Here is a 25774-nt window from a genome sequence, read left to right on the forward strand (position 1 = left end):
CGGGCACCGACGACCAGGTGTGTGCCGTCCCGCCGGGCAGCGCGAAGGATTCGCCGTGCCATCGGCGGACTACCGCTCTCTGCTGCGTACCCCGGGCACCGCGGCATTCTTCCTGTCCGCATCACTGGGACGGGTCGGCCTCGCGATGACCAGCCTCGGCATCGTCTGGCTCGTGCACGACCAGACCGGCACCTTCGCCGCGGCCGGCCAGGTCAGCGGCGGGTTCGCGGTGACCGACGCGCTCGTGGCGCCGCAACTGGCCCGGCTCGTCGACCGGTTCGGGCAGACCCGCGTCCTGCCGCCCACCCTGCTGGCCCACGCCCTTGCCGTGGCCGTCCTCGTGTCCCTGGCCGCCGCCGATGCCTCCCACGCCCTCCTGGCCCTGGGCGGTGCACTGGTCGGGGCCACCGTTCCCCAGCTAGCGGCGATGTCCGCGGCGCGCTGGGCGGCACTGCTGCGCACCGATCGAGCGGCCGAACTGCCCACCGCCTTCGCGCTGGAGTCCGTCGGCAACACCGTGGCCTTCCTCGTGGGCCCGGCGGTGGTCAGCGCACTCGCCGCGGCCGGACGTCCCATGACCGGCATGGTGCTGGCCGCGTCCTTGTCGGTGGTCGGCGGCCTGGTCCTCGCGGCGCAGCGCGGCAGCGCGCCCCCGACGGCGGCCGACAGCGGCACGCACGCCCGTGCGGACCGCTCGTTGCTGCGCAGCGAAGTCCTCGTACTGATGGGCCTCAATCTCGCCCTCGGGGTCTTCTTCGGCGCCATGCAGGTGTCGGTGACCGCCTTCGTGGTGGAGCGGGGCGCACCGGGCGCCGCGGCCCCGATCCTCGCCGTCTCCAGCTGCAGCGGCCTGCTGGCCGGATGGCTGTACGGGCTGCGCCGGTGGCGTGCCGCGCCCCCGGTGCAACTACTGGCGGCGACGGGTGCGTTGACACTCGGCACCTCGCTGCTGCTCACGGTCGGCTCGCCGCTCGGGCTCGGCTCGGTCGTGGCCCTGACCGGTGCCACGATCCCGGTCCTGCTGGTGCTCTTCTCCGTGCTCACCGAGGCCACCGTCCACCGGTCCGTCCTCACCCAGGCGTTCTCCTGGCTTGGCTCCGCCAGTGCGGGCGGCTCGGCCGCCGCCGCGGCCGTCGCCGGCTGGGCGATCGACGCGCTGGGTGCACGCGGTGGCTTCACGGTCACCGCCGCGGCCGCCGCCGCGATGACACTTCTGAGCCTCGTCGGCCTGCGCCTGCTGCGCCCGCCGACGGTGCGGCCGGGACACGCCGCGTCGACGAGGACGTGAGGCCCGGGGGCGGCGGTGGTTGGCCCACCGCCGCCCCCGGGCCTCGTACGCGAACGCCGGCTCCTGCTGCGGGACGGGTCAGGGCTTGTACCAGCAGACCGTCACACCGCTTCGCGCCCCGCAGCCGATCTTGGTGAACCGGCTCTGGATCATGTTCCAGTAGTGACCCCACTGCGTCTTGTAGTTCTCGCTGTTGGGGTCCTTGTTGGGGTCGGCGTCGTACTTGCTCTTCTCGGCGGCCCACTGACCGGTGGCCGCGGCCGGCCCCGCGGTCGACATGTTCTCGGCACCGTTGAACGAGGGGGAGTGCTTCAACGAGCCGGGCCCGTTCGGGGTGGAGTCAGGGTTGTCGGCCCATGCCTGTGCGTCCTTGGCGACGGCGGCGTCCCAGGTCAACGGGGGTGCGCCGGCCTCCTTGCGCAGGGTGTTGGTCTCGTTGACGATGGTCTGCTGATCGCCTCCGCTGACGTCGGAGACAGTCGCGGAGGCACTCGTCGCGAACATCGTGCCTCCCGCCATCAGCCCCGCCGCGATGGCGGCCACGGCCTGATGACGTACCCACGTAGGCTTGTTCATGGCGACCCCCTGGTCGCAGATAGAGCGGCAGATACCGCCGGCGAGCATCACCCGTCCCGGAGGCGGGCCTTGTGGCCAGGCTCGCGATGGCCGAGCCGTGGGGCCTGCCGTGGCGGTGGCCGGGAGAGCAACCGCCGGCAAAGTGGCCTGGTCGGGGGGCCGTACGGCCACCCCTTTCGCCTGAACCAGCCTAAGCCGGAGGTGTCCGCGCGTCGACCGGGGGCCCAGGACGCCGGTGAACGAGCAGTGCGGACGTCGCGCGACGCGCACAACTCAGTGACGCCGTGGGCGGGTTCCCGCCGACGTGCGGGAACCCGCCCACGGCGCCGGACGAGGAACCGGTGCTGAGAGGCAGGCGTGCAGGGTGCCGGCCCTCGGCAGGCAGCTCGCGCGCGGAGGGCCGCCCCCTACTCGGAGGCCACCCGGCAGGCGCTCGTCGCGGTGCTGTCCGTGACGCCGGCCTTGGCCAGATCGGACACGCACTGCTCGTGATTGCCGGTCAGGCCGACATAGCAGGCCATCCTGACGGAGTCCGGCGCCTCACCGCCCTGCAGTTCCCGTTCGACCTGGTTGACGCAGCTCGTGATGTCCGCGTGGGCGGCGGGCGCCGCGAGAGCGGCGCCCCCGAGCGCGAGGGAGAGTCCGGTGAGGACACCGGCGATACGGGCCGACGTGCGCATGAGACGCACCTGCTTTCGGGGATCGTCGAGCGAACCCGGCCCAGGCGGTGCCGAATCCGCGTGGGTGGCGCGCCGAGCGACGCCCGGCGGCATCGGTCTCCTTGCCCTTCTCGCAGCGGCGTGCTGCTACCGCGACTTGACGGCGAACAGTTCGACGGCGAACTGGCCCTTCGTGCCGATCCCGGTCTCCTTGAACTCACAGTTCAAGATGGCGGCCCGGTGGCCCCGACTGCTGGCCAGCCAGCCGTCGACATGGGCCTTCGAGGAGTCGAAGCCCGGTCCCGAGACGTTCTCGGAGGACGGTCCCGCCGGCGAGTAGCCGGCCTTCTCCATCCGGGACAGCGCGCTGGACCCGTCCGATCCGTCGTGCCCGGTGATGTTGTTCGCCGCCATGTCGTCGGCGTGGGCCTGTGCGGCCTGCATCAGCCGCGGATCCTCCTTCAGCGGCTCGCAACCGGCCTTGGCCCGCTCGGCGTTGACCAGGGAGAGGATCTCGCCCGGCGATGAGTCCTGCACAGCGCGGGCGACCGAGGCCGGCGCCGCGGCGGCCGCCGTCGCCGAGGCGCCCGCGGTGACGGCGCCGCCCACCACGAGCAGCGGTGCGGTACAGGCCGCGGCACACGCGCGGCGGATGCGGCGGTTCCTGACAGGCATGTGAATTCCCCTTCGTTCACGAGGTCATGGGGAACCACCCACCGCACCTGGCCCCCGGGGCGACCGCTCGGGAGCGGCGCGCGGGACGGTGAGCGGCCTGGGGCGAGACGCACACCCCCGCAGGGCATGCGGGGCACGTCTCCTGCTCCTTCCACCGTACGACCGGGGGCGCCTCCCCACGAGCCGGCGAGGTCCCCGCCCGCCTGCCCACCCTGTGTGCGCGGCCGGACACGCCGTCGCTGCTTCTCGCCCTGCTCCGCTCAGGGCGTCGCGCGCACGATCACGAGGGACCCTTCGTACGTCGGCTGTGTGCGCAGGTGACCGAACTCCTCGTCCCAGGTGCCGGATGCCAGGTCATGGCGCAGGGTCCGGTCGAAGTGCTCGCGAGTGTGGTCGTCGGCGAAGCTCCAGGCGGAGCAGGCCTGGCGGGCGGCGGGGTCGAGCAGCATCTCGGGGCGGCCGTAGTACGCCTCGTTGAAGCCGTCGGTGCAGTCCAGGGGGACGGGTACGGTGTGGACGGTGCTGGTGCCGCCCAGGGCGGCGGCGAGTTCCTCGACGGGCGGGTACCGGCGGGCCTCGATGTCCAGCACCTCCGGTGCGTACCGGTACAGCCAGAAGTCCCGGACCTGAGCGGGGTCACAGGTCAGGACGACGACGGGCCCGTCGGTCACGCGTCGCATCTCGCGCAGCCCGGCCCTGGCGTCGGACCACTGGTGCACGCTGAACAGCGTCATGGCGGCGTCGAACTCGCCGTCGGCGAAAGGGAGGTCCTCGGCCACGGCGTCGATCGCGCGGGCAAGGCGCGTCGGCCGCTGGGCGCGCATGGACTCGGAGGGCTCGACCGCCGTCACCGTACGTGCCGCGCTCTCGTACGAGCCCGCGCCCGCGCCCACGTTGAGCACCCTCCGGGCGTCGCCCAGGGCCTCGGCGATGAGCCGGGCGACCCGTTCGTCGGGCCGACGGTAGGAGGAGCAGCCGGAGCCGATCGCTCCGTAGTCGACGTCACCGGCGCCGCCGTCCTGGGTGCGGGTGGTCATGGGGGTTACCTCGCCTCGTGAGCAGGATCGTGAGCGGGAACGGGGAAGGTCGATCTCCATCCTGCATGTGCGATGAATATTCGACAATCACCTGGCAAATGCTCGGCTGAATCCACAAAAGGCATTGCGGATGAGCTTGGAATGTTGGAGGTAGTGACAACGCGCCACGCCGCCGGGGCCCGGCCACCGCGGATCGCGTTGCCGAAGACGATCACGGTGGCTACGGTCGGCCCATGGCTGATGACGAATCGACGCGCGCGACGCGCCTGCTCGATGCCCAGGCGAAGGCCGTGCGGCTCTTCGCGGAGATCGAGGAGCGCGGGCTCGTGGCGCCGGGCGAGGGGGAGCGCGCGGTCAGCGACCGGATCCGGGACCTGGCGAACGAGCTGTTCGGGACGGTGCGGCACTGGCACAAGCGGATCGTGCGGTCCGGACCGAACACCCTCCTGCCGTACAAGGAGAACCCGCCGGACCGGGTGATGGGCGCGGACGACATCGTGTTCGCCGACTTCGGCCCGATCTTCGAGGAGTACGAGGCCGACTTCGGCCGTACCTTCGTCCTCGGCGACGACCCGGTCAAGCACCGGCTGCGGGACGACCTGCCGGAGGTCTTCGCCGCGGGCAAGCGGTTCTTCGAGGGCGATCCGGAGATCACGGGCGCCGCCCTGCACGCCGAGGCCGCCCGGCTCGCCGCCGGGGCGGGCTGGGAGCTGGGCGGCTGGCACGCCGGGCACCTGGTCGGCGAGTTCCCGCACGAGAAGATCGACGGAGCGGACGTCGAGTCGTACATCACCCCCGCCAACGACACCCCGCTGCGGCGCACCGACCAGGCCGGGCGCCGCTGCCACTGGATCCTGGAGATCCATCTCGTGGACCGCGAGCGGGGCTTCGGCGGGTTCTACGAGGAACTGCTCACGCTCTGACCGGTCACGCCCGCTTCGTGCAGCGCCCGCCACACCCGGTCGCGGGTGAAGGGCAGTTCGGTGAACCGGATGCCCGTCGCGTCGCGCAGCGCGTTGGCGAAGGCGGGCGCGACCGGGTTGAACGGACTCTCGCTCATCGATTTCGCGCCCAGGGGACCGATGGCGTCCGCGGTCTCCATGAAGTGGACCTCGGTGCGCGGGACGTCGGCGTACTGGGGGAGCCGGTACTGGCGGAAGGCGAACGTCTCCACCTTGCCGTGTGCGTCGATGCGGACGTTCTCGAAGAGGGTGGAGCCCAGGGCCTGCGCGACCCCGCCCTCGACCTGCCCGCGGCACTGCATCGGGTTCATGACCTTGCCCGCGTCGGCGGCGTGCACGCTGCGCAGGATGCGGATCTCGCCGGTGCCCGGATCGACGGCCAGTCTGAACCACTGGGCGTTGAAGGCGACCGAGCGCGGAGTGCCGCCGAAATTGCCGTCGGCGGCCAGCTCGACTCCGACGGCGCGGGCGGCCGCGTACAGCTCCTTCAGCGGCAGGCGTCCGCCGGGGTGCAGCACGGCCTCCTCCGAGAGCCGGCACTCCGCGCGCGCCAGGCGCAGGTGGGCGGCGGCGAAGTCGAGGAGCATGTCGGCGAGGGCGCGGGCGGCGCGCAGCGTGGCCTTGCCGGCGACGACGGTGCCGGTGGAGGCGAACGCGCCGGTGTCGTGGCGTACGACGTCCGTGTCGGACTGGCGGATGGTGATCCGGTCGACGGTGGTGGTGAGTTCGCCGGCCGCGATCTGCCGGTGCACGGTGGTCGTGCCGTTGCCGAACTCGGCCGTGCCGACGGCCAGGTCGAAGGTGCCGTCGGGCAGCAGCGTCGCCCTCGCGTCGGCGATGTGGCCGCCGGGCGGCCCGGTCGCGATCATCGCGAGGGCCGCGCCCTCGCCCACCAGCCAGCCCTCCGGGGCGGGACGGCCGGCCCCCGTTTCCGCCTGGGCCCGGCGCACGATGCCGATGCACTGGTCGAGGCCGTAGCTGGCGATGTGCAGGTCCTCCTCATGGCCGCCGGGCGTGACCATCGGCTCGTCGGCGCCGATGACGTTGCGGGCCTTGAACTCCAAGGGGTCGAGACCGAGCCGCCGGGCCAGTTCGTCGAAGGCGGACTCGACGGCGAACATCACCTGTCCGAGGCCGTAGCCGCGGAAGGCGCCCGCCGGAACGGTGTGCGTGTAGACGGAGAAGGCGTCGACCTTCTTGTTCAGGGCCCGGTAGATCGCCATGGACTCGCCGACGCTGTGGAACATCACCGCCGGGCCGTGATTGCCGTACGCGCCGGTGTTCGCGACCACACGGAGCTGGAGCGCGGTGAGGACGCCGTCACGGCGGGCGCCCGCCTTCACCTGGATCGTGAAGGGGTGGCGGGTGGTGGCGCCGTAGAACTGCTCGGCACGCGTGTACTCCAGCTTCACCGGGCGGCGCAGTCTCAGTACGGCGAGGGCCACGATGTCCTCGACCAGCATCTCCTGCTTGCCGCCGAAACCGCCGCCGACCCGGCCCGCCATCACCCGGACCCCTTCGAGCGGCAGGTCGTACAGGGCGCACAGGGCGCGTCGGGTCAGGAACGGGGTCTGCGAGCTGGTGCGCACGGTGAGGCGGCCGTCCTCGTCGAACCAGGCGACGGCTCCGTGCGTCTCCAGGCTGGCGTGCTGCCCGCGCTGGGTGCGGTAGGTGCCCTCGTACACGGCGTCGGCCTCGGCGAACCCGGCCTCGACGTCCCCTGTCTCGCCGTGCGCCTCGCCCACCACGTTGTTCTCGGGCCGGGAGATGCGGTGCGTCCTCGCGTCCTTGTCGTGGACGACGGGTGCCCCCGGGCGCATGGCCTCCTCGGGGTCGAGGACGGCGGGCAGCACCTCGTACGTGACCTCGATGCGGCGGCAGCCCTCCTCGGCGGCGCCCTCGCTGTCGGCGACGACGGCGGCGACGCGCTGGCCGATGTAGCGGACCGTGTCGTCCAGGACGCGGGTGTCGTCGGGGTCCTCCTCGGGGTGCTCGTGGCGGGCGGTGGAGAAGTGCCGCTCGGGCGCGTCCTCGTGGGTGAACACGGCGTGCACCCCGGGTACGTGCAGGGCCGCCGAGGTGTCGATCGCGACGATGCGGGCGTGCGCGTGCGGGGAGCGCAGCAGCTTCATGTGCAGCAGGCCGGGCACGTCCACGTCGAAGGTGTAGCGCGCGGTGCCCGTGACGACCTGCGGCCCGGCCGGGGCCGGCAGGCTGCGCCCGACCGACTCGCCGGGCGCCGGTTCCTCGGTGTTCTTCACCCCGCGCACGGCGTCCTCGATGGCCCGGTAGCCGGTGCACCGGCACAGGTTGCCCTTGAACGCCCTGGGCAGATCGGCCAGTTCCTCCTCGTCGAGGGCTGCCGTGGTCATCAGGAAACCGGCCGTGCAGAAGCCGCACTGGAAGCCCTGGGCGTCCAGGAACCTCTGCTGCACGGGGTGGAGGTCGCCCTCGGGGGAGGCCAGCCCCTCCACCGTGGTGACCCGGTGGCCGTCGGCGCGGAAGGCGGGGTACAGGCAGCTGTGCACGGGCCTGCCGTCGACGTGGACCGTGCAGGCGCCGCAGTCGCCCTGGTCGCAGCCCTTCTTCACCCCGAACCAGCCGCGTTCGCGCAGGTACGTGCGCAGACACTGGCCGGGGCGCGGCTCTTCCTCGTGCGACCGTCCGTTGACCTCGACCTTCATCGTGCCGCCTCCTGGGCCAGCTCCCGGCGGATCTCCTCCGCGTACCGGAACGTCATGTGGCGCCGCCACTCGGGCAGCCCGTGGATGTCGTCGAACCACTCGTCGTCGGCGACGGCCGAAACGATCGCCGCCCGCAGTGCCCCGGCGGTCGGCGGCAGCGGGAACCACAGCCGGAACGGCCGGACCGTGGAAGCGGTGAGGGTGACGGCGAAGGAACCGTCCAGCGGGTCGAGCGTGCCGATGATCAGCACACCGGAGCGGCCGAGACCGTACAGCGACGCCTGCCGGAACGCCGTACGGCAGGCCAGGGCGCGGGCCGGCAGGGTGACCGACCGCAGCAGCTCGCCCTCGGCGAGGACCTTGCGGCCCGCGCCGGTGATGAAGTCGACCACCCGGACCCGGCGCCGGGCACCGTCCTGCGCGATCAGCAGGCACTCCCCGTCGAGTCCGGCCGTGAGAGAGATCATCGGGCCGGCCGGCAGTCCGTTGCCGAGGTTTCCCCCGACCGTGGCCATGTTCCAGATCTTGAACGAGGCGAGGAACGCCCGGCAGCACTGCTCGAACAGCGGCGCCGCCTCGGCGGCGAGCCCCCGCGCGAACCCGGACAGCTCGGCGATGGTGCAGGTGGCCGCTATCTCCAGGGAGCCGTCCCGGTGCCGCCGCACCGGGGTCCAGCCCAGCCGGCTCAGATCGATCAGGCGGCGCAGGTGCGGCTGTGGCTCCGAGAACAGATACGTGCCCCCACCGAGCCAGGCGTCGCCCGGCCGCCAGGGCGCGGGATGCCTCGCGTCCCGGATCTCCACCACCGTGTTCAGGTCCATGACGGCCAGTGAAGCAACGAGAACCGGCCAGAACGACTGTTTCACAGTACGGAAACGACGGCTTTCCCCGCTCGATACTTGGTGAATCAACCAAGAGGCATACCGCTGACCCTTTCTGGCACTTACGATGCCCTGACTCGCATGCACCTGGTGAATGTGAGATGCCGGGTGTCGGGCACTGCCACCCGGCAGTCGTATGAGGAGCCGGAACGCATGCACGTCGAACATCTCCTTCAGGACGAATCTCTCGGCCTGCGCCTGCTCTGGGCCGAGAACGCACTGCTGAAGCGCGAGATCAGCGGAGTCACCGTCACCGACCTGGAGGACCCGGCCCGCTTCGTCCGGCCGGACGAGGTCGTGCTCAGCGGACTCGTCTGGTGGAGCGCGGCCGGGGGCAGGGACAAGGCCGAACGCTTCGTGTCCGGGCTCAGGGACGCGGGCGCCGTCGCCCTCCTCGCCGGCGAGGAGACGCACGGCTCGGTCCCCGCAGACCTGGTCGAGGCGTGCGTACGCCATGGAGTGCCGGTCGCGGGCGTACCTGCCCATGTGATGTTCCGCGCCATCACGGACGCCGTGTACCTGAGGCAGTGGGGCGGTCTGAGCCGCCACCACGCGCTGCCCGAGCATGTGCGGGTACGGCTGGACCGGCTGGTCGCGCAGGACGCCGACCCGGCCCTGGTCCTGGCCACCGTCCTGGCGCACCTCGACGCGGGCCCGGCCTACGTCCTGACGCCGTCGGGGCGGACCGTCGCCGCGACACCGGGCGCCGCACCGCTTCCGGCGCGTGAGGCCGCCGTCCTCACCCGGAGCCACAGCGGCGCGGCGGTACCGGTGGAGGCCGACCCGGCCACCCCGTACGAACGCTGGTACCTCCATCTGCCGGACGGGGTCGCCGTCCCCCCGCGGCTGATGCAGGAGATCACCGCCGTCCTGGGCCGCTGCCAGGAGGCGTCGGCCCGCCGGCGGGCCGACGGACACCGGACGGCGGCGGAACTCGGCAGGCTGCTGACCGCTCCCGAGGCCGGTGACCCGGTCCCCGCGGTGCGTGCCTGCGGCCTGCCGGCGGAAGGGCCGTACCGCGTGGTCGTGGCCGACACCGGCGCACGGCACGACGGACTGGCGCGAGGCGCGCTGACGGAGGCGGTCGCGCAGGTGGCCCCGGCGTTCTCAGCGGTGGGGCACCTGCCCGACGGAACCGCCTTCGCGGTGGTGCCCGAGGACGCCGCCGCGGATCTGGCCGGGATCTGGCCACTGGTGGCCGCCTGTGAGCCGGACGCCCTGCTGCACGGCGGGCTCGCCTCCCCGGCCACCGATGCGGCCGGACTGCCCGGCGCCCTGGCCGAGGCCAGGTACGCCCTGACGTCCGCACGGTCGGCGGGGTCCGGCACACTGACCGACGCCACGACGCTGACCACGGTGGACGCGCTGCTCACGGGCATACCCACCGAGGTACGCGTCACCTACAGCCGCGGTGTCCTCGGCCCGCTGTTCGACACGGAGAGCGCCTCCGCCGCAGCGCTCCTGAACACCTTGGAGGTCTTCCTCGCCCACGACGGCTCCTGGGCCCGCACCGCCGAGGCGCTGCACCTGCACGTCAACACGGTGCACTACCGGATCCAGCGCATCGAGCACTTCACCGGCCGCGACCTGTCCCGCCTCCGGGACCGCCTCGACCTGTGGGCGGCCCTGCTGTGCCGCACGGACACGAGCGGCGCACCGGCCGCTACGGCCGTTCGACATGCAGGCTCGTCGACTTCACCCGCGCGACGACCGTGACCCCGACCGCAAGACCGAGCTCGTCCACGGCCTCCCGGGTCACCAGGGACACGACCCGGTGCGGACCGGCCTGGATCTCCACCCGGGCCACGACATCGTCCATCGTCATGGCCGTGACGATCCCGGTGAGCGCGTTGCGCACGGACGTGGGCGGACCGGGAGCCCCGGACCGCTCGTCCTCGGCCGCCTTCTCCCGCGCGAACCGCGCGAGACCCACGCCGTCGATCACCCGGTTCCCCGTGCCGTCCCGCCCCATCGGCAGCCGGCCCGCGTCCGACCACCGGCGGACAGTTTCCGGACTCACCCTCAACAGGCGCGCGGCCTGGCCAATGCTGTACGTCGGCACCCCAGAACCCTAGCCGTCCCCTCTCGCCCGGAGGCCGCGCATGCTGCTGCGCCAGCTGGAGTACCTCGTCGCACTCGCCAGGGAACGCCACTTCGCCCGTGCGGCAGCCGCCTGCTACGTGTCGCAACCCTCGCTGTCGGCGGCGATCCGCAGGCTCGAACACGAGCTGGACGTCCCGATCGTGCGGCGAGGCCGGCGGTACGAGGGGCTGACACCCGAGGGGCAGATGGTGCTGGAGTGGGCCCACCGGATGCTCGCCGAGCAGGAGGCGCTGCGCCAGCGGCTGTCAGCGCTGCGCGGCGGCCTGACCGGCACGCTCCGGCTGGCGGTCGTACCGACGGCCGTGCCCGTGGTGTCCCTGCTGACCACGCCCTTCTGCGACCGTCACCCGCGAGCGGGGGTGACCCTGGAGTCGCTGTCGTCCGCGGAGATCAGGCGCGGCCTTGCGGAGTTCGGACTGGACGCGGCCATGACCTACCTGGACGACGGCGCACTGCGCCATGTGCGCCGCTTCCCGCTGTACGAGGAGCGCTACGTCCTCCTCACACCGGTCGACGGCCCGCTCGGCGACCGCGACGCCGCCCGGTGGTCGCAGGCCGCGGTCCTCCCGCTGTGCCTGCTGTCGCCGAGGATGCGCAACCGCCGGATCATCGACGGATGTTTCGCGGCCGACGGGGCCACCGCCGCCCCGGCGATCGAGTCGGACAGCGTCGCCGGGCTCTACGCCCATCTGCCCGGCGGGCGCTGGTCCAGCGTGATCTCGCATGCCTGGCTGCACATGTTCGGGGTGCCGGACGGGATGCGCGTGGTGCCGCTGGAGGGACCCGCGCACGGCCCCCGGGTGGGACTGGTCGTCGCCCGCAGCGAGCCGCAGTCCGTCCTGGCCGAGGCACTGCTGACAGTGGCACGCGAAGCGGGACTGCGGGACGCGCTGGACGAACTGCTGCGGACGTATCTGCACCCTGATAGCCGCTGACTATGCCCGCATAGCAAGGATCGCTTTGACCGGGGAGAATGACGGCGAGCATCGTGAACCACATCTTCCACAACACAGTTGAGGAGCCGCGACATGGCCAAGGTTCTCTGTGTTCTGTACGACGACCCGGCCGAGGGATACCCGACCGAGTACGCCCGCGACGACCTCCCCGCGATCGATCACTACCCCGGCGGCCAGACCACCCCGACCCCCGAGGCCATCGACTTCACCCCCGGCCGCCTCCTCGGCAGCGTCTCCGGCGAACTGGGCCTGCGCGGCTACCTGGAGAAGGCCGGCCACACCCTCGTCGTCACCTCCGACAAGGACGGCGACGGGTCGGTCTTCGACCGCGAGCTGCCCGACGCCGACATCGTCATCTCGCAGCCGTTCTGGCCGGCGTACCTCACCGCCGAGCGGATCGCCGCCGCGAAGAACCTCAAGCTGGCGATCACCGCGGGCATCGGCTCGGACCACGTCGACCTCGACGCCGCGATCGCGCACGGGGTGACGGTCGCCGAGGTGACGTACTGCAACAGCATCAGCGTCGCCGAGCACGTGGTGATGATGACGCTGTCCCTGGTGCGCAACTACCTGCCCTCGCACCAGGTCGTCCTCGACGGCGGCTGGAACATCGCCGACTGCGTGGCCCGCTCGTACGATCTCGAGGGAATGCACGTCGGCACGGTCGCCGCCGGGCGCATCGGCCTCGCGGTCCTGCGCAGGCTCGCGCCGTTCGACGTGAAGCTGCACTACACCGACCGGTACCGGCTGCCTCGGGAGGTCGAGGAGGAACTGGGGCTCACGTTCCACGAGACCACCGCCGACATGGTCCCGCACTGCGACGTCGTCACCATCAACGCACCGCTGCACCCGGAGACCGAGGGCCTCTTCGACGAGGAACTGCTGGCGACGATGAAGCGCGGCGCCTACCTGATCGACACCGCCCGGGCAAAGATCGTGGACCGGGACGCCGTGGTCCGCGCCCTGCGCAGCGGCAGGCTGGCCGGGTACGCGGGGGACGTCTGGTACCCCCAGCCGGCCCCCGCCGACCACCCCTGGCGCACCATGCCGCACCACGGGATGACCCCGCACATCTCGGGCTCGTCCCTGTCCGCGCAGGCGCGCTACGCGGCCGGCACCCGGGAGATCCTGGAGTCCTGGTTCGCGGGCCGTCCGATCCGCGACGAGTACCTCATCGCCGACGCCGGCGGCCTGGCCGGAACCGGCGCGCACTCCTACTCGGTCCACACATGACCTGACCGGCGGCGCCCACCGGTGGCTCGCGAGGAGGTCAGGCGGGGCGCGGAGCGCGCCGGCTCCTGCGCCGGGCCAGTTCCTCGTCGTCGACCAGGGTCAGCATGGGCTGACCCGGCGCACACATCATCGTCACGAGGAAGCGGCTCCAGGAATCCGTCCGGTTGTTCCCGTCCTGATAGTGGATGACGTCGCCGCCCGGCTCCCAGAACGTCTCGCCGGCCTTGATGACGCGCTCCGGCTCGCCTTCGAGCTCGAAGAGCATCTCGCCCTCCAGCATGTAACCGAACGCGGGACCGGAGTGCCGGTGCGGAGGGGTGCCGGGGTCGCCCGGAGGAAAGGCGACGATGACGGTCATCGCTTCGGCACCTTCGGGGACGGTCAGCGGTGTCGCCGTCTGCAACAGGGTCAGCGCCGTCTCCCACGCGTGGGAACGGGGCGCCTGGTCTGCGCCCGTCGGCTCGTCGTTCGACATGTATGCCTCCACGGGCCATGTCACGAAGGCGGCGGAGGCCGCCCCCGCCGAACCGCTGGGGCGGCCTCCGCCGGCGTGTACGGTCCAGTCTCGCACCGGCTCCGGGGTGCCGCCTCCGGTCGGCGGCGGCACCCCGGCCCCCGGCGGGCACTCCCCGACTTGACACGACGTCAGACATACCGGGCAGCTTCGGATGTTCCTCCGCCGTCATCGGGCATGATGAGCCAGCTGATTCATCTACGACCTCGGTGGAGCGCGCATGTCGAACACCCCGGCTGAGCTGCGGTACGCGGAATCACATGAGTGGGCCCGGCTGGAGCCGGACGGCACGGTGACGGTGGGGATCAGCGATCACGCCCAGAAGACACTCGGCGACATCGTCTTCGTGGAGCTGTCGGAGGTGGGCAGGGTCCTCGAGGCCGGCGACGCCGCCGGTGTCGTCGAGTCGGTCAAGGCCGCGTCGGACTACTACTCTCCGGTGGGTGGTGAGGTGATCGCCGTCAACGAGGAGGTGTCCGACAGTCCGGAGCTGATCAACGAAGACCCCTACGGCACGTGGATCGTCCGGCTCAAGCCGTCCGACAAGGCCGAACTCGACCGGCTCATGGACGCCGCCGGCTACCAGGCCGCCATCGGCGAGTGAGCCGTACCCCCGCGAAGACCTTCGAGGTCTGCGGCGCGTCGCCGTCGCCGTCGCCGTCGCCGCCGTCGGCCGCGCGCCGCCTGACGGCACGGCGGCAGCGGTGACCAGGCTGACGGGCGGCGCCCTGCGAGTGACGATCTTCATCGGCGAGAGCGACAGCTGGCACCACAAGCCGCTGTACAGCGAGATCGTGCACCGGGCACACAAGGCCGGCCTGGCCGGCGCGTCCGTGTTCCGCGGGGTGGAGGGGTTCGGCGCCTCGTCCCTCATCCACACCTCGCGGCTGCTGTCGCTGAGCGAGGACCTGCCGGTGGCCGTCGTCGTCGTGGACACCGAGGACCGGGTGCGGGCCTTCCTGCCGCAACTCGACGAGTTGGTCGAGTCGGGGTTGGTGATCCTCGACGCGTGCGAGGTCATCCGGTACGCGGGCAGGGAGAAGGAGGCGTGAGCCCCGGGTGGTGCGGAAGCGGAACGACTCCGCAGTCCCCGGGGCACGCTCACGGCCCTGTCCGCGGCCGGCCGGGCCTGCGGCTCTGATCAGTCGGCGGAGACCTTTCTCCGGCGCGATCCCGTGTCCGCGGTGAGCGCTTCCTCGACGAGCCGGTGCGCGTACGCCGCGTCGAGTCCCTCGGGGCGGAAGAGGATCCGGTACATCAGCGGCGCGACGACGTGGTCCACGACCGACTCGACGTCGGGGGTGCTCTCCCCGCGGTCGGTGGCGCGGGCGAGGACGAGATCGATCTGCTCGGCCGCGTAGGCGGAGCACTGGCCCGCGTTGCTGCCGTCGGGGTCGCCCAGCAGGGCGTCGCGCACATAGGCGCGGCCCGAGGGGGAGGACATCTCGTCGAGGAACTGCTCGGCCCAGGTCATCAGGTCGGCGGAGAGGGACCCGTGGTCCTCGGGTGCCGTGTCGGGGCGCAGCCGCTCGACGGCGACGTCCGACAGCAGTGCCTGGAGGTCGCTCCAGCGCCGGTAGATCGTCGACGGGGTGACTCCGGCCCGCTGGGCGACCAGGGGGACCGTCAGGGCGTCCCGGCCCAGCTCGGACTCCAGCTCGCGCACTGCCGTGTGCACCGATGCCTGGACCCGGGCGCTACGGCCGCCGGGGCGCACCATCTGTCGACTCATATCTTCACCTTAAAGCAATTTTCTTGCGTCTAGAGGGGAGGCGAGCGTGCGGGCGGGGCGGGTCGCCTCGTACGCGTGGCCGACCCGCAGGAGTCCGGCTTCGCCGAGGGGCCGGCCGAGGAGCTGCATGCCGATGGGCATGCCGGCGCTGTCGTGGCCGACGGGCAGGGTCAGGGAGGGCACTCCGGTGATGTTGGCCGGGGCGGAGAGGCGTACGTAGGCGTCGGGGACGGCCTCGGTGGTGCCGTCCGGCCAGGTGACGCTCTGTTGCCCGGCCTTGACCGCGGTCGTCGGGACGGTGGGCGCGGCGATGACGTCGACCTCGTCGAGCAGGTGGGCCCAGGCCCGCCGCATGAGGGTACGGGCGCGCTGGGCGCGCAGGTAGTCCCCGGCGGACATGAGGGCGCCGGCCTCCAGCAGGACGCGTACGTCCGCTTGGTACAGCTCGGGGGCCGTGCGCAGGCTGCCCTCGTGGTAGGCGGTGGCCTCGGGGACCATCAGGCCCCAGTGGGTGGCCTGGATGTAGCGGGCCATGGGGATCTCGACGTCGACCAGGCGTGCGCCGAGGGCCTGGAGCTCCCCGATGGCGTGCCGGACGGCGGCCTCCACGTCAGGGTCGACGCGCTCGAAGTAGTACGTGCCCGGTACGCCGACACGGAGTCCGGAGAGGTCCGGCAGGCCCGGCGCGTCCGCCCGCGCGCCCGGGCGGTAGTCCACGGCGGGCGTGTCGAGCGAGGCGGGATCGCGGGGGTCGTGTCCGGCCAGCACGGACAGCACCAGGGCGGCGTCCTCGACGGTGCGCGTGAGGGGGCCGACGTGGTCCAGCGACCAGGACAGGGAGGTGACACCGTGGCGGGGGACGAGGCCGTAGGTCGGCTTGAGGCCGACGACTCCGTTGAGCGCGGCCGGTACGCGGATCGAGCCGCCCGTGTCGGTGCCCAGGGCGAAGGTCGCGGTGCCCGCGGCGACGGCGACGGCCGAGCCTCCGCTGGACCCGCCGGCGATCCGGGTGGCGTCCCAGGCGTTGCGGGTCTGCGGGGTGGTGAGGCCGTAGGCGAACTCGTGGGTGTGGGTCTTGCCGAGCAGAATCGCCCCGGCCGAGGCCAGGCGGGCGGCGACAGTGCTGTCGGCAGCGGCCCGGTGGTCCGCCCGGACCCGGGAGCCGGCCGTGGTCGCCGTGCCGGCGACGTCGATCAGGTCCTTGAGGCCCATGGGGATTCCGTGCAGCGGGCCGCGCGGACGGCCGTTCGCGATCTCGTGCTCGGCCTGCCGCGCCGCCCGGCGTGCCCCCTCCGCGTCCACCGTCGCGTAGGCGCCCAGTCGCGGCTCGGTCGTTTCGATGCGCTCCAGGACATGGTCCACGAGTTCCACGGGGGACAGCGCGCGGTTCCGGATCGCGTCCGCGGCGGCGGCGAGGGACAGCTCAGACGGCCACATCGCGCCCCGCCTCCTTCGCGCCGGCGTCGAGCTCCGTCTTTTCCCCGCGTGCGCCGGGCTCCGCTGGTTCCGCGTGTGCGCGGCGCTCCGCCTCTTCCGTGCGCACGTCGTGCCGGACCTCCTCCGCGCGATAGGCGGTGGCGGGAGGGGTGTCGCCGAAGTCCAGCTCCCGCAGCAGCGCCACGACGGAGTGGATGTGCCGGGCGGTCGCCGCTACGGCGGCGTGCCGGGCGTCTTCCAGTGGCAGTCCGGCCCGCCCGGCCCAGCGGGCCGCCTCCAGCGGTGTCAGTTCGTCGGCGGACATGGGTGTTTCCTCCCTCATCGGCTCCCCTTCAGTTCCACCGGGCTTCTTCTGCGTCAGGGTGGAAGGGAGAGCGCCGAGTCGTTAAACGCTAATGCTTTGCGTTAACGCACTGTAGGCCCTAAGGTGCACTAAAGCAAACCGATTGCGTTAGTGGGAGTCTACGGATCATGACCACATCACCCGCCGGCGAGGCCGCCGCCCTTCCCTCCTGGACCGTCGGCGACGTCACCGTGCACCGCATAGACGAGGTGCCCCTGCCGCCCGCGACCGGGCCCTGGCTGCTGCCGGCCGCCACCCCGGCCGTGGTCGCCGGGCAGGACTGGCTGCGCCCGGACTTCGCCGACCGCGAAGGCGTCCTGCGCCTCGACAGCCACAGCTTCGCGTTCACCGCCGACGGGCTGCGCGTCCTGGTCGACACGGGAATCGGCAACGGCAAGACGCGGGCCAACCCGGCCTGGCACGACCTGAGCACCGACTACCTGGAGCGCCTCACCGCCGCCGGCTACCCCCCCGAAGCCGTCGACCTGGTCCTCCTCACCCATCTGCACACCGACCACGTGGGCTGGAACACCCGGCGGAGCGACGGCGACTGGGTCCCCACCTTCCCCAACGCCCGCTACGTCACCTCGCGCGTCGAGCACGAGTTCTGGAGCGGCTACGCCATGGACGAGCCGCGCCGGCAGATGTTCCTCGACTCGGTGGTCCCCGTCGAGGAAGCGGGTCTGCTCGACCTCGTCGACGTCCCGGCCGACGGGACCGACGTCGCCCCCGGCGTGCGGCTGATCCCCACCCCGGGGCACACCCCCGGCCATGTCGCCGTGCGACTGGGCAGCGGCGGCGAGACAGCGGTGATCACCGGCGACTGCATCCATCACCCCGTCCAGTTCGCCGATCCCGCGATCGGCTCCTGCGTCGACATCGACCCCGAGCGGTCCGAGGCCTCGCGCCGCGCACTGCTGGGCTCGCTCGCCGGCACGGACACCCTCGTGCTGGGCACCCACTTCCCGCCGCCCACCGCCGGGCGTGTGATCGGCCAGGGGGACGCCTACCGCCTCTCACCCGTGCCCGCCGCCCACTGACCAGGCGACGGTCCGGGGCCGGACCACGTTGTCAGTGGCGCCTGCGAGGCTGGACGCATGGATCGCGATGACGAGGAGTTGCTGCGCGGCCGGGTCTACGGCGCGGACCACGACCACCCGGGCCCGGAGCCCGGCCGGCGCTACGTCGAGCTGGTCGGCGGGCCGCTGGACGGGCTGCTGCTCGACGTCACCGGCTGGACGGCGGGGGAGATCGACACCGGTGCCGCGCTCCCGACCGAACTGGGCCGGTTCGGCGCCGGGGGCCGGGCGGTGTACACCCCGCGCCCTGGCGACCCGGGCCGCTTCGACTGGACCGGCGACACCCCATGACGTGCCGCCGGTTCCGCCCGCCGCGGCCGGTGCCCCGCGCCTCAGTACCGCGGCGGCGGGGCCACGTCGGCGCGGATGTGGTCGACCGCCCAGTACCAGTTGTTGCCGGCGTTGAAGACACACCAGGTCAGGGTCACCGCGCGGGCACCTGCCTTTGGCCGGTCGGACGGTTCGGAACCTCGATGACCTCGTTCGGCCGGAAGGTGCGGTTGCTCCCGCTCAGCGCAGTTGCTCGGCCAGTCCGACGATGATGCCCTCAGGGCCGCGCAGGTAGCAGAGCAGATAGCTGTCCTCGAACCGGGCCATCCCGCCGACGAGTTCGGCGCCGTGAGGGCGCAGACGGGCGACGGTGTCCTCGATGTCGTCGACGGCGAACATGACGCGGTGCGTGCCCAGGATGTTGTGCGGCCGGTTGCGCGGTCCGGCGCTGATCGCCGCCGGGCTGCGGTACTTCGCCAGTTCGAGCCGGCTGTGACCGTCCGGGGTCCGCAGCATCGCGATGTCGCAGTGGACGCCGTCGAGTCCGGTGCACTGGTCGGCGACGAGTCCTTCGACCTCCGCCCTGCCCTCCAGCTCCATACCGAGTTCCACGAAGAACGCGATGGCGGCATCCAAGTCGTCGACGACGATGCCGACGTTGTCCATCCGCTGAATCGCCATGCTGGTTTCTCCTTATTCCTCGTGCGGCCGGTGGCGGCCGCTGATGTCCCTGGGACGGAGACGGTGGCACGTTCTCGACATCCGCGGACCGCCGGACTCCGAAAAATGTGGATCGCGCCTCGGCGCCACTACAGCAGACCCGCGAGCCAGGCGCCGCCACCCGAAGCGGAGTCGTCCGTACCCCTCGGACGACGGCTGACGGTCTCCCCGTCCCGCGGCCGGCGGACCTCCCCTCGGACACCGTCCCGTTCGCACATGACGTGCTGACGGATACCAGCCGGTGACGGACACCCCTGTACGCGACGCCGCTCGGCCGGCCTCAGTCGAGCAGGGCGCCCGGATTGAGGATGTGGCGGGGGTCCAGCGCGTCCTTGGCGGCGCGAAGGGCGAGTGCGAAGGGTTCCGGGCGCTGGAGGTCGTAGCCGGGGCGGTGGTCGCGGCCGACGGCATGGTGGTGGGTGATGGATGCGTGGTGCCGGCGCAGTGCGTCGCTCGCGGCGGCCTTGATGTCGTCCCAGATCTCGACCTCGTCGCCGGGGCGGCCCGCGACGGCGACGGTGAAGTAGGGGGCGGCGCCGTCGGGGTAGACGTGGGTCAGGCGACAGGTGATGGTCGCCTGGTGTCCCGTGGCTTTCAGGGCGGCGGCGCCGACTTCGGTGCGGACGGTGTCGATGAGGGCGGGAATCCTCTCCCAGGTGGCGGCGGTCTCGAAGGTCTCGACCACGGCACCCATGCGGGCCAGGCCGTCGCGCAGATAGGGCATGCGCAGGAACGCCGAGCGCCAGGCGGTCACGGCGGCGTCGGCCGGGGTGTCACGGTCCGCCGCCGGAGCCTCGCCGCGGCCACCGTGGGCCCGGGCCAGGTCCAGGGCGGCCGCGAGGCGGCCGTCGACGCGGGTGGCGGCGGATTCGAAGCCCAGGACCAGGACGCTGGAACCGTCGTGCGAGGCGCCCGACAGAAGCGCTTCGCCGGGGTCGAGCAGACGGCAGTTGGCCGGGGCGAGATCGGACTGGGCGATCGCCCGCACCGCGTCAAGGGCGCGGTGGAAGTCGGTGAAGGACACGGAAGCCGAGGCCTTGTACCGAGGGCGTTCCTGCAAGCGCATCCATGCCTCGGTGATGACGCCCAGGGTGCCTTCGCTGCCGAGGAACATCCGGTCGGGCGACGGTCCGGCGCCGGACGCGGGAAGCCGCCAGGACGTGCCGGTTCCGGCGGGCGTGACCACGCGCAGCGACTGCACGAAGTCGTCGATGCGGGTGTGAACGGTGGCGTAGTGGCCGCCCGCCCGGGTGGCCAGCCAGCCGCCGAGGGTGGAGAACTCGAAACTCTGCGGGAAGTGGCGCAGGGTGAGGCCGTGCGGCCGCAACTGCTCTTCCAGCAAAGGACCGAGGGCCCCTGCCTGGATGAGGGCCGAGCGGCTGGCGGAGTCGATCTCGAGGACCCGGTTCATCGACGTCAAGTCGAGCGACAGCACGGCGTGGTGGGCGTCGCCGCGGTACTCCACACCGCCGACCACCGAGGAGCCGCCGCCGAACGGGATGACGGCCACGCCGTGCTCGCCGGCCCAGTCCAGCAGATCGGCCACCTCGTGATCGTCGGTCGGCCGGGCGACCAGGTCCGGGATGCGGCCCGGCCGGCCGCGCAGGGCCCGGATGACGTCGCGGTAGGCCTTGCCCATGGCATGCGCGGCGCGCGCCTCGGGATCGGCGGTGACCAGGTGTGCCAGCGCGCCCGGAGGCGTCACGCGGGAGCGGCCCACGCGCAGGTCGGCAACCCGGGGTACCGGCAGCGGGCGGCCCAGGGTGCCGGGCAACAGGGCGCCCATCGCGGCGCATTCGGCGTCGTCGGGGTGTGCGTCGGCGTAGCCCCAGCCCCACCAGGAGCGGGCGCGGGAGGTGCCGGGGACGGTCGCGGTGGCAGGCATGAGTGTGCTCCCAGCGGGATCCAAGTAACTTACCCAATGGTAAATTACCCTAGGGTAAGATCTAGGTCATGACAATGCTTCCCTCCAAGGCCGGCACCAAGGGCGTGCCGAGGGCCGTGCGCGAACGACAGGTTCTGACCACGGCAACCGAGGAGTTCGGCCGCCATGGCTACGAGGCCACGACCATGGCCGCCATCGCCGCGCGCGTGGGCGTCACCAAGCCGCTGCTGCACCAGTACTTCGGCAGCAAGCAAGACCTCTACCTCGCCTGCCTCGACCCGGTCGGCAGCCGGCTGCTGGACGCCGTCCGCGCCGCGATGGCCGGACCCGGCACCGGTGCGCCGCCCACCTCCCTGCGCGTACTGGACGCACTGTTCACCGCCCTGGACGGGCAGCGCGAGGCATGGTTCGTCCTCTACGACGCCACGCTGCCGGCCGGCAGCGACGCCGCCCACCGGGCGGCCCATTACCGCGACGCCATCGACGACCTCGCCGCGATCGGCACCGCCGACCTCCTGCATACGGCCGGATCCAGTGACCCGCTCGACGCCGACGCCCTCAAATTCGCCTGGCGCGGCCTGTGCACCGCCCTGGTCCGCTGGTGGATCAACCACCCCGACCAGTCACCCGAAGCCATGACGGCGCGCTGCGCACGGATCTTCGCCGCCGCCCGTTCCCTCGGAGCCGTCGGCGACGACGGCGTATAGGCCCGGGCGACGGCCCGCGCGAGGGAACGTCCCGCGCGTCACGCCACGGGTGCCGCGCCGGCGGCCTGTCTCCTGGCGGAGCCGCGCCGGCGCCCGCCACGGCGGCCGTACCCCCTGGTGTCCGGCCTTGGTGTGGATCGATGCTAGTGTGGCACTGCCGACGCGGGGTGGAGCAGCTCGGTAGCTCGCTGGGCTCATAACCCAGAGGTCGCAGGTTCAAATCCTGTCCCCGCTACAAGAAGAAGGGGCCCGCATATGCGGGCCCCTTCTGCATGAGGTGCAGACCGCCGCCAGGAACGAGCTCATGAGCAGCCGGGCGCCCACGGCAGCGCGGCCAGGTCCCCCCCCCCAACTCGCCGCGCGCGGGCCCGAGGAGCCGGGCGGGTCAGATGCCTCCCGGCAGGGGTGCCTCCGGGCTGACCAGCCGGGCCTCGCGCAGCCCGCGCCAGAACCGGGCCGGGACCTGCTCGTGGAGCGCCGCCAGATCCTCGGCGATACGGCTGGGCTTCGTCGCCCCGGGGATGACGGCCTCGCTCACCGGGTGCGCGAGGCTGAACTGCAGCGCGGCGGCCTTCATGGACACTCCGTTGTGGTCGGCGATCTCCCGGATGCGCCGCACCCGTTCGATGATCTCCGGAGGCGCGTCCGCGTACTCGAAGTGGGTTCCGCCGGCCAGGACTCCGGAGCTGTAAGGACCGCCCACCACCATGCTGACTCCCCGTTCCTCGGCCATGGGCAGCAGCCGCTCCAAGGCGTGCCGGTGGTCGAGGAGGGTGTACCGCCCGGCCAGAAGGAAGCCGTCGGGCCGCGGTTCGTCGAGTGCCAGGGTCAGCTCGATGGGCTCGGTACGGTTCACCCCCAGCCCCCACGCCTTGATGACGCCCTCGTCCCGCAGCCTGGTCAGCACGCGGAACGCCCCGGTCCTGGCCTCCTCCAACTTGCCGAGCCACTCGTCGCCGTGGAAGTCCTGGGCCACGTCGTGCACCCAGACGATGTCCAGCCTGTCCACGCCGAGGCGTTCCAGGCTGCCTTCGAGTGAGCGCTCGGTCGCGTCGGCGGTCCACTCATGGACGATGGTGTTCGGCCGCCCCGCAGAGAACAGGCCCCCCTTCTCGCCCAGCGCGCGGCTGCCGGTGTCGACCTCGTCGAGAACGACCCGGCCCACCTTGGTGGCCAGTACGAACCGGTCCCGCGGCTTGTCGGACAGCAGCTCGCCGAGGCGTATCTCGGCGAGACCGGCGCCGTACAGGGGAGCGGAGTCATAGAAGCGGATGCCCTGGTCCCAGGCCGCCTTGAGGGTCGCGGACGCTTCCTCGTCGGGGACGGCGCGGAACATGTTGCCCAGGGGGGCCGTGCCGAAGCCGATGCGGTCGGGAAGGATCCTGTCCAGGCTCATGATGGTTCCCTTCCAGGCGAACTTCCGACGACGGGCAGGCCCGAAAACCCGAGCAGCAGCGGGCGACGGTTCATGCGGGCCGCGGCCAGGGTGCTCAGGGGTGCGCCGACGGCCATGCCGGCTGCCGCACATGCCTTCGCGCACATGAGCGGCCATCCGCTTCCCCGGTCTCGCGGGCTTCCGTCCGTCCCCTTGCGCCGACGCCGGCATTTCGATTATGCACCTGGAACAGCTTCAGTCATTTCCGGATCGTCAGCGGCGGAAGGAAGCGCGTGAGGCTGTCGCCTACATGACCGTTGCCGTTCGACGCCGCGTCTCGTAGGTCTCGCTCTCCTCGTCCTCGTCCTGGTCGACGCACTTCGCCAGGCACCGGGTCCGGGAGAGCGTGAAGACGCCGTACGAGAGCAGGACGACCCCGAGGAGGGCCGGCACGAGCCACACGCCGTGGCGTGGCGACTCGGCGTAGAGGGTCACCCCGAGGCAGAAGCTGACCACGGCATCCCCCAGGGTGAGCGCCGGCTGGGAGGCGATGAGGGGGCCTCCTCGCATGGCGTAGCCCAGCACGACGACGGAGGACGAGCCGGCGAGCGCGAATCCGTAGGTCTGCCGCGCGAGGAAGAACGCGGCGGCTGCGTCCCGGGACAGGATGTCCATCGCGGATTTCACGAGGGCCGCCGTGAGGGCGTTGCCGAAGGCCGCCGCTGCGTCCAGGCATGCCGCGCGGGCCGGACCGTGCGGGCGGCGCAGCCCGACGAGGACGAGCCCGGCCTCGATCGCGCCGATGACGGCGATCGTCGGAATCCGCCACACGCCGGGGACCTGGGCGCGTCCGCCGGAGGGCGCGGCCGAGAAGAGGCTGACCGCGAGCCCCACGAAGAATGGCAGGACACACCACCACGCCTTACGGGACACCTGGACCCGGAACACCATGCTGCCGAAGACGAGCGATAGGGGCAGTTCCAGGATGAAGACCGGCTGGACGGCGGCCATGCTGCCGAAATCGAGTGCGAGTGCCTGGAAGAGCGCCGAGCCGACGACTCCGAGAATTCCGCCGAGCCAGAGGGGATTGCGCAGCAGGGCCCCGAGGAGGGCGAGAGGGGAAGGTGATTCGGGTGTGGTCGTGGCGGCACGTCGCCGCCGGACCGTGCCCCATGCGTTGCTGCCGGCGGCAAGCACGGCGAATGCCATCGCGAGAATCATGTCGATCGCATCGCTTCGGGATTCCCGGCCGCGGCGGGGGATACGAGCCGGGCGGGCCGGCGCCGCGGCCCGCGCCGGGGCGTCAGGCCCGGTGGTACTGGATGGGTGCGCTGACGGTGCCGCCGAGCTGGTGGGCGGCGTGGCGGGCCCAGTAGGGGTCGCGCAGCAGCTCCCGGGCCAACAGGACGGCATCGGCACGGCCGGAGGCGATGACATCCTCGGCCTGCGCGGGCTCGGTGATCATGCCTACGGCGGCGACGGGCATCCCCGTTTCGTTGCGGACGCGGTCGGCGAAGGGGACCTGGTAACCCGGGCCGCTGGTGATCGTCGCGTCCGGCACGATGCCGCCGGTGGAGACATCCAGCAGGTCGACGCCGTGTGCCATCAGCTCCTTGGCGAGGCGGACGGTGTCGTCGGCGGTCCAGCCGTCACGGGCGTCCTCGGGGTTCTCCGAGAGCCAGTCGGTGGCGGAGACGCGGAAGAACACCGGCAGGTCCTCGGGCCATACGGCGCGCACCGCGTCGACGACCTCCAGGGCGAAGCGGATCCGGCCCTCGAAGGACCCGCCGTACTCGTCGGTGCGGTGGTTGCTCTGCGGGGAGAGGAACTGGTGGATCAGGTAGCCGTGGGCGCCGTGGATCTCGGCGACCTGGAAGCCGGCCGCGAGCGCGCGTACGGCGGCGTCGGCGAACTGCTGGACGATCTCCCGGATACCGGCCGTGGTCAGTTCCTCGGGAACCGTAGACGTCTCGCCGAAGGCCACCGCGCTGGGGCCGACCGGTGTCCAGCCGAACGGCTCGTCCGGGGCGATCTGCCGCCCGCGGTCGACCCAAGTGCGCTCGGTCGACGCCTTGCGCCCGGCGTGCGCCAGCTGGATGCCGGGGACGGTGCCCTGGGACTTCAGGAAGGCGGTGATGCGCCGGAACGCTGCGACCTGGTCGTCGTTCCAGATTCCGAGGTCGTAGGGGCTGATCCGGCCCTCGGGGCTGACGGCGGTGGCCTCGGTGATGATCAGTCCGGTGCCGCCGGCCGCACGAGCCGCCAGGTGGGCGAAGTGCCAGTCTGTGGGTGCACCGACCCCCTTGCCGTCCGGCTCGGCGCTGTACTGGCACATCGCCGCCATCCAGACGCGGTTGGGGATCGTCAGTGACCTGAGGTCGAGGGGGGTGAACAGCGGGTTCAACGCGTGTCTCCTCGGGGCTGTGGGGGAGCGGCGGACGCGCGGGCCGCTTCGGGCGGCCTGTGCGTACCGTACGTCCTATGTAATTGCAGACGCGGGTAGTTTATTTCCGCCCACTATCCGCGCAGGTGTCGAGGTAGGGCTCTGGACACCGGGGGGCAGCCGTCCGGCGTCGACGCGGGGGCACGGCGGCGGTCGCCCGTTCGGCGGTCGGGGCCCGGTGTCCGCCGGATCGGCGGCGCCGGATCCGTCTACCG

Annotated in this window: 25 protein-coding genes, 1 tRNA gene and 1 pseudogene; 11 read left to right on the forward strand and 16 right to left on the reverse strand. The window is 72.0% G+C overall.

Going from position 1 to position 25774, the window contains the following annotated elements; translation table 11 throughout:
• Positions 1–55 precede the first annotated feature (55 nt).
• On the forward strand, positions 56–1288 hold the full coding sequence (locus ACF073_RS11810) for an MFS transporter (RefSeq protein ID WP_392068774.1): 1233 nt from the start codon (positions 56–58) through the stop codon (positions 1286–1288).
• Between the two features lie 78 nt (positions 1289–1366).
• Here the strand turns inward: ACF073_RS11810 and ACF073_RS11815 are convergent, their stop codons facing one another.
• The 4 genes from ACF073_RS11815 to ACF073_RS11830 form a co-directional block, all read right to left on the reverse strand.
• Entirely contained in the window at positions 1367–1864 is a 498-nt protein-coding gene (locus ACF073_RS11815; RefSeq protein WP_392068775.1) for a CAP domain-containing protein, read from the reverse strand.
• A 407-nt stretch (positions 1865–2271) separates the two neighbouring features.
• Positions 2272–2544, reverse strand: a complete 273-nt coding sequence (locus ACF073_RS11820) for a hypothetical protein (RefSeq protein ID WP_392068777.1) — start codon at positions 2542–2544, stop codon at positions 2272–2274.
• A gap of 126 nt (positions 2545–2670) precedes the next feature.
• Positions 2671–3198 (reverse strand): CAP domain-containing protein, encoded by a 528-nt coding sequence (locus ACF073_RS11825; RefSeq protein ID WP_392068779.1) that lies wholly within the window; start codon positions 3196–3198, stop codon positions 2671–2673.
• Between the two features lie 260 nt (positions 3199–3458).
• Complete coding sequence (locus tag ACF073_RS11830) at positions 3459–4235, reverse strand: class I SAM-dependent methyltransferase (protein WP_392068780.1); 777 nt, start codon at positions 4233–4235, stop codon at positions 3459–3461.
• 233 nt (positions 4236–4468) lie between these two features.
• Between ACF073_RS11830 and ACF073_RS11835 the strand changes: the two genes are divergently transcribed.
• Positions 4469–5158 carry a M24 family metallopeptidase gene (locus ACF073_RS11835; RefSeq protein ID WP_392068782.1) on the forward strand — a complete coding sequence of 230 codons (690 nt, stop codon included), beginning with the start codon at positions 4469–4471 and terminating at the stop codon, positions 5156–5158.
• Here the strand turns inward: ACF073_RS11835 and ACF073_RS11840 are convergent.
• Together ACF073_RS11840 and ACF073_RS11845 are read right to left on the reverse strand one after the other, a co-directional pair.
• Positions 5134–7881 carry a molybdopterin-dependent oxidoreductase gene (locus ACF073_RS11840; RefSeq protein ID WP_392068783.1) on the reverse strand — a complete coding sequence of 916 codons (2748 nt, stop codon included), beginning with the start codon at positions 7879–7881 and terminating at the stop codon, positions 5134–5136. The two genes, ACF073_RS11835 and ACF073_RS11840, sit on opposite strands and share 25 nt — an antisense overlap.
• Positions 7878–8702, reverse strand: a complete 825-nt coding sequence (locus ACF073_RS11845; RefSeq protein ID WP_392068785.1) for an FAD binding domain-containing protein — start codon at positions 8700–8702, stop codon at positions 7878–7880. Before ACF073_RS11845 ends, ACF073_RS11840 begins: the two co-directional genes overlap by 4 nt.
• A 213-nt stretch (positions 8703–8915) precedes the next feature.
• On the opposite strand from ACF073_RS11845, the gene ACF073_RS11850 reads away from it, so the two are divergent.
• The gene (locus ACF073_RS11850) at positions 8916–10478 is read left to right on the forward strand and encodes a PucR family transcriptional regulator (protein ID WP_392068787.1); all 1563 of its coding nucleotides are present in this window, start codon (positions 8916–8918) and stop codon (positions 10476–10478) included.
• On the opposite strand, the gene ACF073_RS11855 is transcribed toward ACF073_RS11850, so the two are convergent.
• On the reverse strand, positions 10426–10824 hold the full coding sequence (locus tag ACF073_RS11855; protein ID WP_392068789.1) for a molybdopterin-binding protein: 399 nt from the start codon (positions 10822–10824) through the stop codon (positions 10426–10428). The two genes, ACF073_RS11850 and ACF073_RS11855, sit on opposite strands and share 53 nt — an antisense overlap.
• Positions 10825–10864: 40 nt before the next feature.
• On the opposite strand from ACF073_RS11855, the gene ACF073_RS11860 reads away from it, so the two are divergent.
• Complete coding sequence (locus tag ACF073_RS11860; protein WP_392068790.1) at positions 10865–11800, forward strand: LysR substrate-binding domain-containing protein; 936 nt, start codon at positions 10865–10867, stop codon at positions 11798–11800.
• Positions 11801–11893: 93 nt separating this feature from the next.
• Positions 11894–13054, forward strand: coding sequence for an NAD-dependent formate dehydrogenase (locus ACF073_RS11865; protein WP_392068792.1), 1161 nt, complete (start codon positions 11894–11896; stop codon positions 13052–13054).
• A 37-nt stretch (positions 13055–13091) separates the two neighbouring features.
• Here ACF073_RS11865 and ACF073_RS11870 read toward each other — a convergent pair whose 3' ends face one another.
• Positions 13092–13529 (reverse strand): cupin domain-containing protein, encoded by a 438-nt coding sequence (locus ACF073_RS11870; protein ID WP_392068794.1) that lies wholly within the window; start codon positions 13527–13529, stop codon positions 13092–13094.
• A 259-nt stretch (positions 13530–13788) separates the two neighbouring features.
• On the opposite strand from ACF073_RS11870, the gene gcvH reads away from it, so the two are divergent.
• Both gcvH and ACF073_RS11880 read left to right on the forward strand, forming a co-directional pair.
• Positions 13789–14172 carry a glycine cleavage system protein GcvH gene (gene gcvH / locus ACF073_RS11875; RefSeq protein ID WP_392068796.1) on the forward strand — a complete coding sequence of 128 codons (384 nt, stop codon included), beginning with the start codon at positions 13789–13791 and terminating at the stop codon, positions 14170–14172.
• Positions 14173–14272: 100 nt separating this feature from the next.
• Positions 14273–14620 (forward strand): DUF190 domain-containing protein, encoded by a 348-nt coding sequence (locus tag ACF073_RS11880; protein WP_392068797.1) that lies wholly within the window; start codon positions 14273–14275, stop codon positions 14618–14620.
• 89 nt (positions 14621–14709) lie between these two features.
• Here the strand turns inward: ACF073_RS11880 and ACF073_RS11885 are convergent, their stop codons facing one another.
• The 3 genes and pseudogenes from ACF073_RS11885 to ACF073_RS11895 all read right to left on the reverse strand — a co-directional run.
• A complete protein-coding gene (locus ACF073_RS11885; RefSeq protein ID WP_392068799.1) occupies positions 14710–15300 on the reverse strand; it encodes a TetR/AcrR family transcriptional regulator in 591 nt (196 codons plus the stop codon).
• 9 nt (positions 15301–15309) lie between these two features.
• The gene (locus tag ACF073_RS11890) at positions 15310–16737 is read right to left on the reverse strand and encodes an amidase (RefSeq protein ID WP_392068800.1); all 1428 of its coding nucleotides are present in this window, start codon (positions 16735–16737) and stop codon (positions 15310–15312) included.
• Between the two features lie 106 nt (positions 16738–16843).
• Positions 16844–17041: pseudogene (locus ACF073_RS11895) on the reverse strand (hypothetical protein); the annotation flags it as partial.
• A gap of 167 nt (positions 17042–17208) precedes the next feature.
• Between ACF073_RS11895 and ACF073_RS11900 the strand changes: the two are divergent.
• The gene (locus ACF073_RS11900) at positions 17209–18120 is read left to right on the forward strand and encodes an MBL fold metallo-hydrolase (protein WP_392068801.1); all 912 of its coding nucleotides are present in this window, start codon (positions 17209–17211) and stop codon (positions 18118–18120) included.
• A 57-nt stretch (positions 18121–18177) separates the two neighbouring features.
• Positions 18178–18450 (forward strand): hypothetical protein, encoded by a 273-nt coding sequence (locus tag ACF073_RS11905; protein WP_392068803.1) that lies wholly within the window; start codon positions 18178–18180, stop codon positions 18448–18450.
• A gap of 219 nt (positions 18451–18669) precedes the next feature.
• On the opposite strand, the gene ACF073_RS11910 is transcribed toward ACF073_RS11905, so the two are convergent.
• Positions 18670–19110, reverse strand: coding sequence for a VOC family protein (locus ACF073_RS11910; protein WP_392068804.1), 441 nt, complete (start codon positions 19108–19110; stop codon positions 18670–18672).
• 319 nt (positions 19111–19429) lie between these two features.
• Complete coding sequence (locus ACF073_RS11915) at positions 19430–21034, reverse strand: FAD-binding oxidoreductase (protein ID WP_392068806.1); 1605 nt, start codon at positions 21032–21034, stop codon at positions 19430–19432.
• Positions 21035–21102: 68 nt separating this feature from the next.
• Between ACF073_RS11915 and ACF073_RS11920 the strand changes: the two genes are divergently transcribed.
• Both ACF073_RS11920 and ACF073_RS11925 read left to right on the forward strand, forming a co-directional pair.
• Positions 21103–21741 (forward strand): TetR/AcrR family transcriptional regulator, encoded by a 639-nt coding sequence (locus ACF073_RS11920; protein WP_392068808.1) that lies wholly within the window; start codon positions 21103–21105, stop codon positions 21739–21741.
• Positions 21742–21902: 161 nt separating this feature from the next.
• A tRNA-Met gene (locus tag ACF073_RS11925) sits at positions 21903–21976 on the forward strand.
• A 150-nt stretch (positions 21977–22126) separates the two neighbouring features.
• Here ACF073_RS11925 and ACF073_RS11930 read toward each other — a convergent pair.
• The 3 genes from ACF073_RS11930 to ACF073_RS11940 form a co-directional block, all read right to left on the reverse strand.
• Positions 22127–23137, reverse strand: a complete 1011-nt coding sequence (locus ACF073_RS11930) for an aldo/keto reductase (protein WP_392068810.1) — start codon at positions 23135–23137, stop codon at positions 22127–22129.
• 285 nt (positions 23138–23422) lie between these two features.
• Positions 23423–24325 carry a DMT family transporter gene (locus ACF073_RS11935; RefSeq protein WP_392068813.1) on the reverse strand — a complete coding sequence of 301 codons (903 nt, stop codon included), beginning with the start codon at positions 24323–24325 and terminating at the stop codon, positions 23423–23425.
• 94 nt (positions 24326–24419) lie between these two features.
• The gene (locus ACF073_RS11940; protein ID WP_392068815.1) at positions 24420–25520 is read right to left on the reverse strand and encodes an NADH:flavin oxidoreductase/NADH oxidase; all 1101 of its coding nucleotides are present in this window, start codon (positions 25518–25520) and stop codon (positions 24420–24422) included.
• Between the last annotated feature and the right edge of the window lie 254 nt (positions 25521–25774).

The organism is Streptomyces sp. NPDC015171 (genome assembly GCF_043079545.1).
Classification (GTDB): Bacteria; Actinomycetota; Actinomycetes; order Streptomycetales; family Streptomycetaceae; genus Streptomyces.

Coding starts and splice junctions, on each gene's coding strand:
- ACF073_RS11885 (WP_392068799.1), bottom strand. CDS start 15,300: ATGAGTCGACAGATGGTGCGCCCCGGCGGCCGTAGCGCCCGGGTCCAG.
- ACF073_RS11865 (WP_392068792.1), top strand. CDS start 11,894: ATGGCCAAGGTTCTCTGTGTTCTGTACGACGACCCGGCCGAGGGATAC.
- ACF073_RS11845 (WP_392068785.1), bottom strand. CDS start 8,702: ATGGACCTGAACACGGTGGTGGAGATCCGGGACGCGAGGCATCCCGCG.
- ACF073_RS11825 (WP_392068779.1), bottom strand. CDS start 3,198: ATGCCTGTCAGGAACCGCCGCATCCGCCGCGCGTGTGCCGCGGCCTGT.
- ACF073_RS11850 (WP_392068787.1), top strand. CDS start 8,916: ATGCACGTCGAACATCTCCTTCAGGACGAATCTCTCGGCCTGCGCCTG.
- ACF073_RS11820 (WP_392068777.1), bottom strand. CDS start 2,544: ATGCGCACGTCGGCCCGTATCGCCGGTGTCCTCACCGGACTCTCCCTC.
- ACF073_RS11835 (WP_392068782.1), top strand. CDS start 4,469: ATGGCTGATGACGAATCGACGCGCGCGACGCGCCTGCTCGATGCCCAG.
- ACF073_RS11840 (WP_392068783.1), bottom strand. CDS start 7,881: ATGAAGGTCGAGGTCAACGGACGGTCGCACGAGGAAGAGCCGCGCCCC.
- ACF073_RS11860 (WP_392068790.1), top strand. CDS start 10,865: ATGCTGCTGCGCCAGCTGGAGTACCTCGTCGCACTCGCCAGGGAACGC.
- ACF073_RS11910 (WP_392068804.1), bottom strand. CDS start 19,110: ATGGCGATTCAGCGGATGGACAACGTCGGCATCGTCGTCGACGACTTG.
- ACF073_RS11900 (WP_392068801.1), top strand. CDS start 17,209: ATGACCACATCACCCGCCGGCGAGGCCGCCGCCCTTCCCTCCTGGACC.
- ACF073_RS11815 (WP_392068775.1), bottom strand. CDS start 1,864: ATGAACAAGCCTACGTGGGTACGTCATCAGGCCGTGGCCGCCATCGCG.
- ACF073_RS11935 (WP_392068813.1), bottom strand. CDS start 24,325: ATGGCATTCGCCGTGCTTGCCGCCGGCAGCAACGCATGGGGCACGGTC.
- ACF073_RS11830 (WP_392068780.1), bottom strand. CDS start 4,235: ATGACCACCCGCACCCAGGACGGCGGCGCCGGTGACGTCGACTACGGA.
- ACF073_RS11890 (WP_392068800.1), bottom strand. CDS start 16,737: ATGTGGCCGTCTGAGCTGTCCCTCGCCGCCGCCGCGGACGCGATCCGG.
- gcvH (WP_392068796.1), top strand. CDS start 13,789: ATGTCGAACACCCCGGCTGAGCTGCGGTACGCGGAATCACATGAGTGG.
- ACF073_RS11905 (WP_392068803.1), top strand. CDS start 18,178: ATGGATCGCGATGACGAGGAGTTGCTGCGCGGCCGGGTCTACGGCGCG.
- ACF073_RS11930 (WP_392068810.1), bottom strand. CDS start 23,137: ATGAGCCTGGACAGGATCCTTCCCGACCGCATCGGCTTCGGCACGGCC.
- ACF073_RS11870 (WP_392068794.1), bottom strand. CDS start 13,529: ATGTCGAACGACGAGCCGACGGGCGCAGACCAGGCGCCCCGTTCCCAC.
- ACF073_RS11915 (WP_392068806.1), bottom strand. CDS start 21,034: ATGCCTGCCACCGCGACCGTCCCCGGCACCTCCCGCGCCCGCTCCTGG.
- ACF073_RS11920 (WP_392068808.1), top strand. CDS start 21,103: ATGACAATGCTTCCCTCCAAGGCCGGCACCAAGGGCGTGCCGAGGGCC.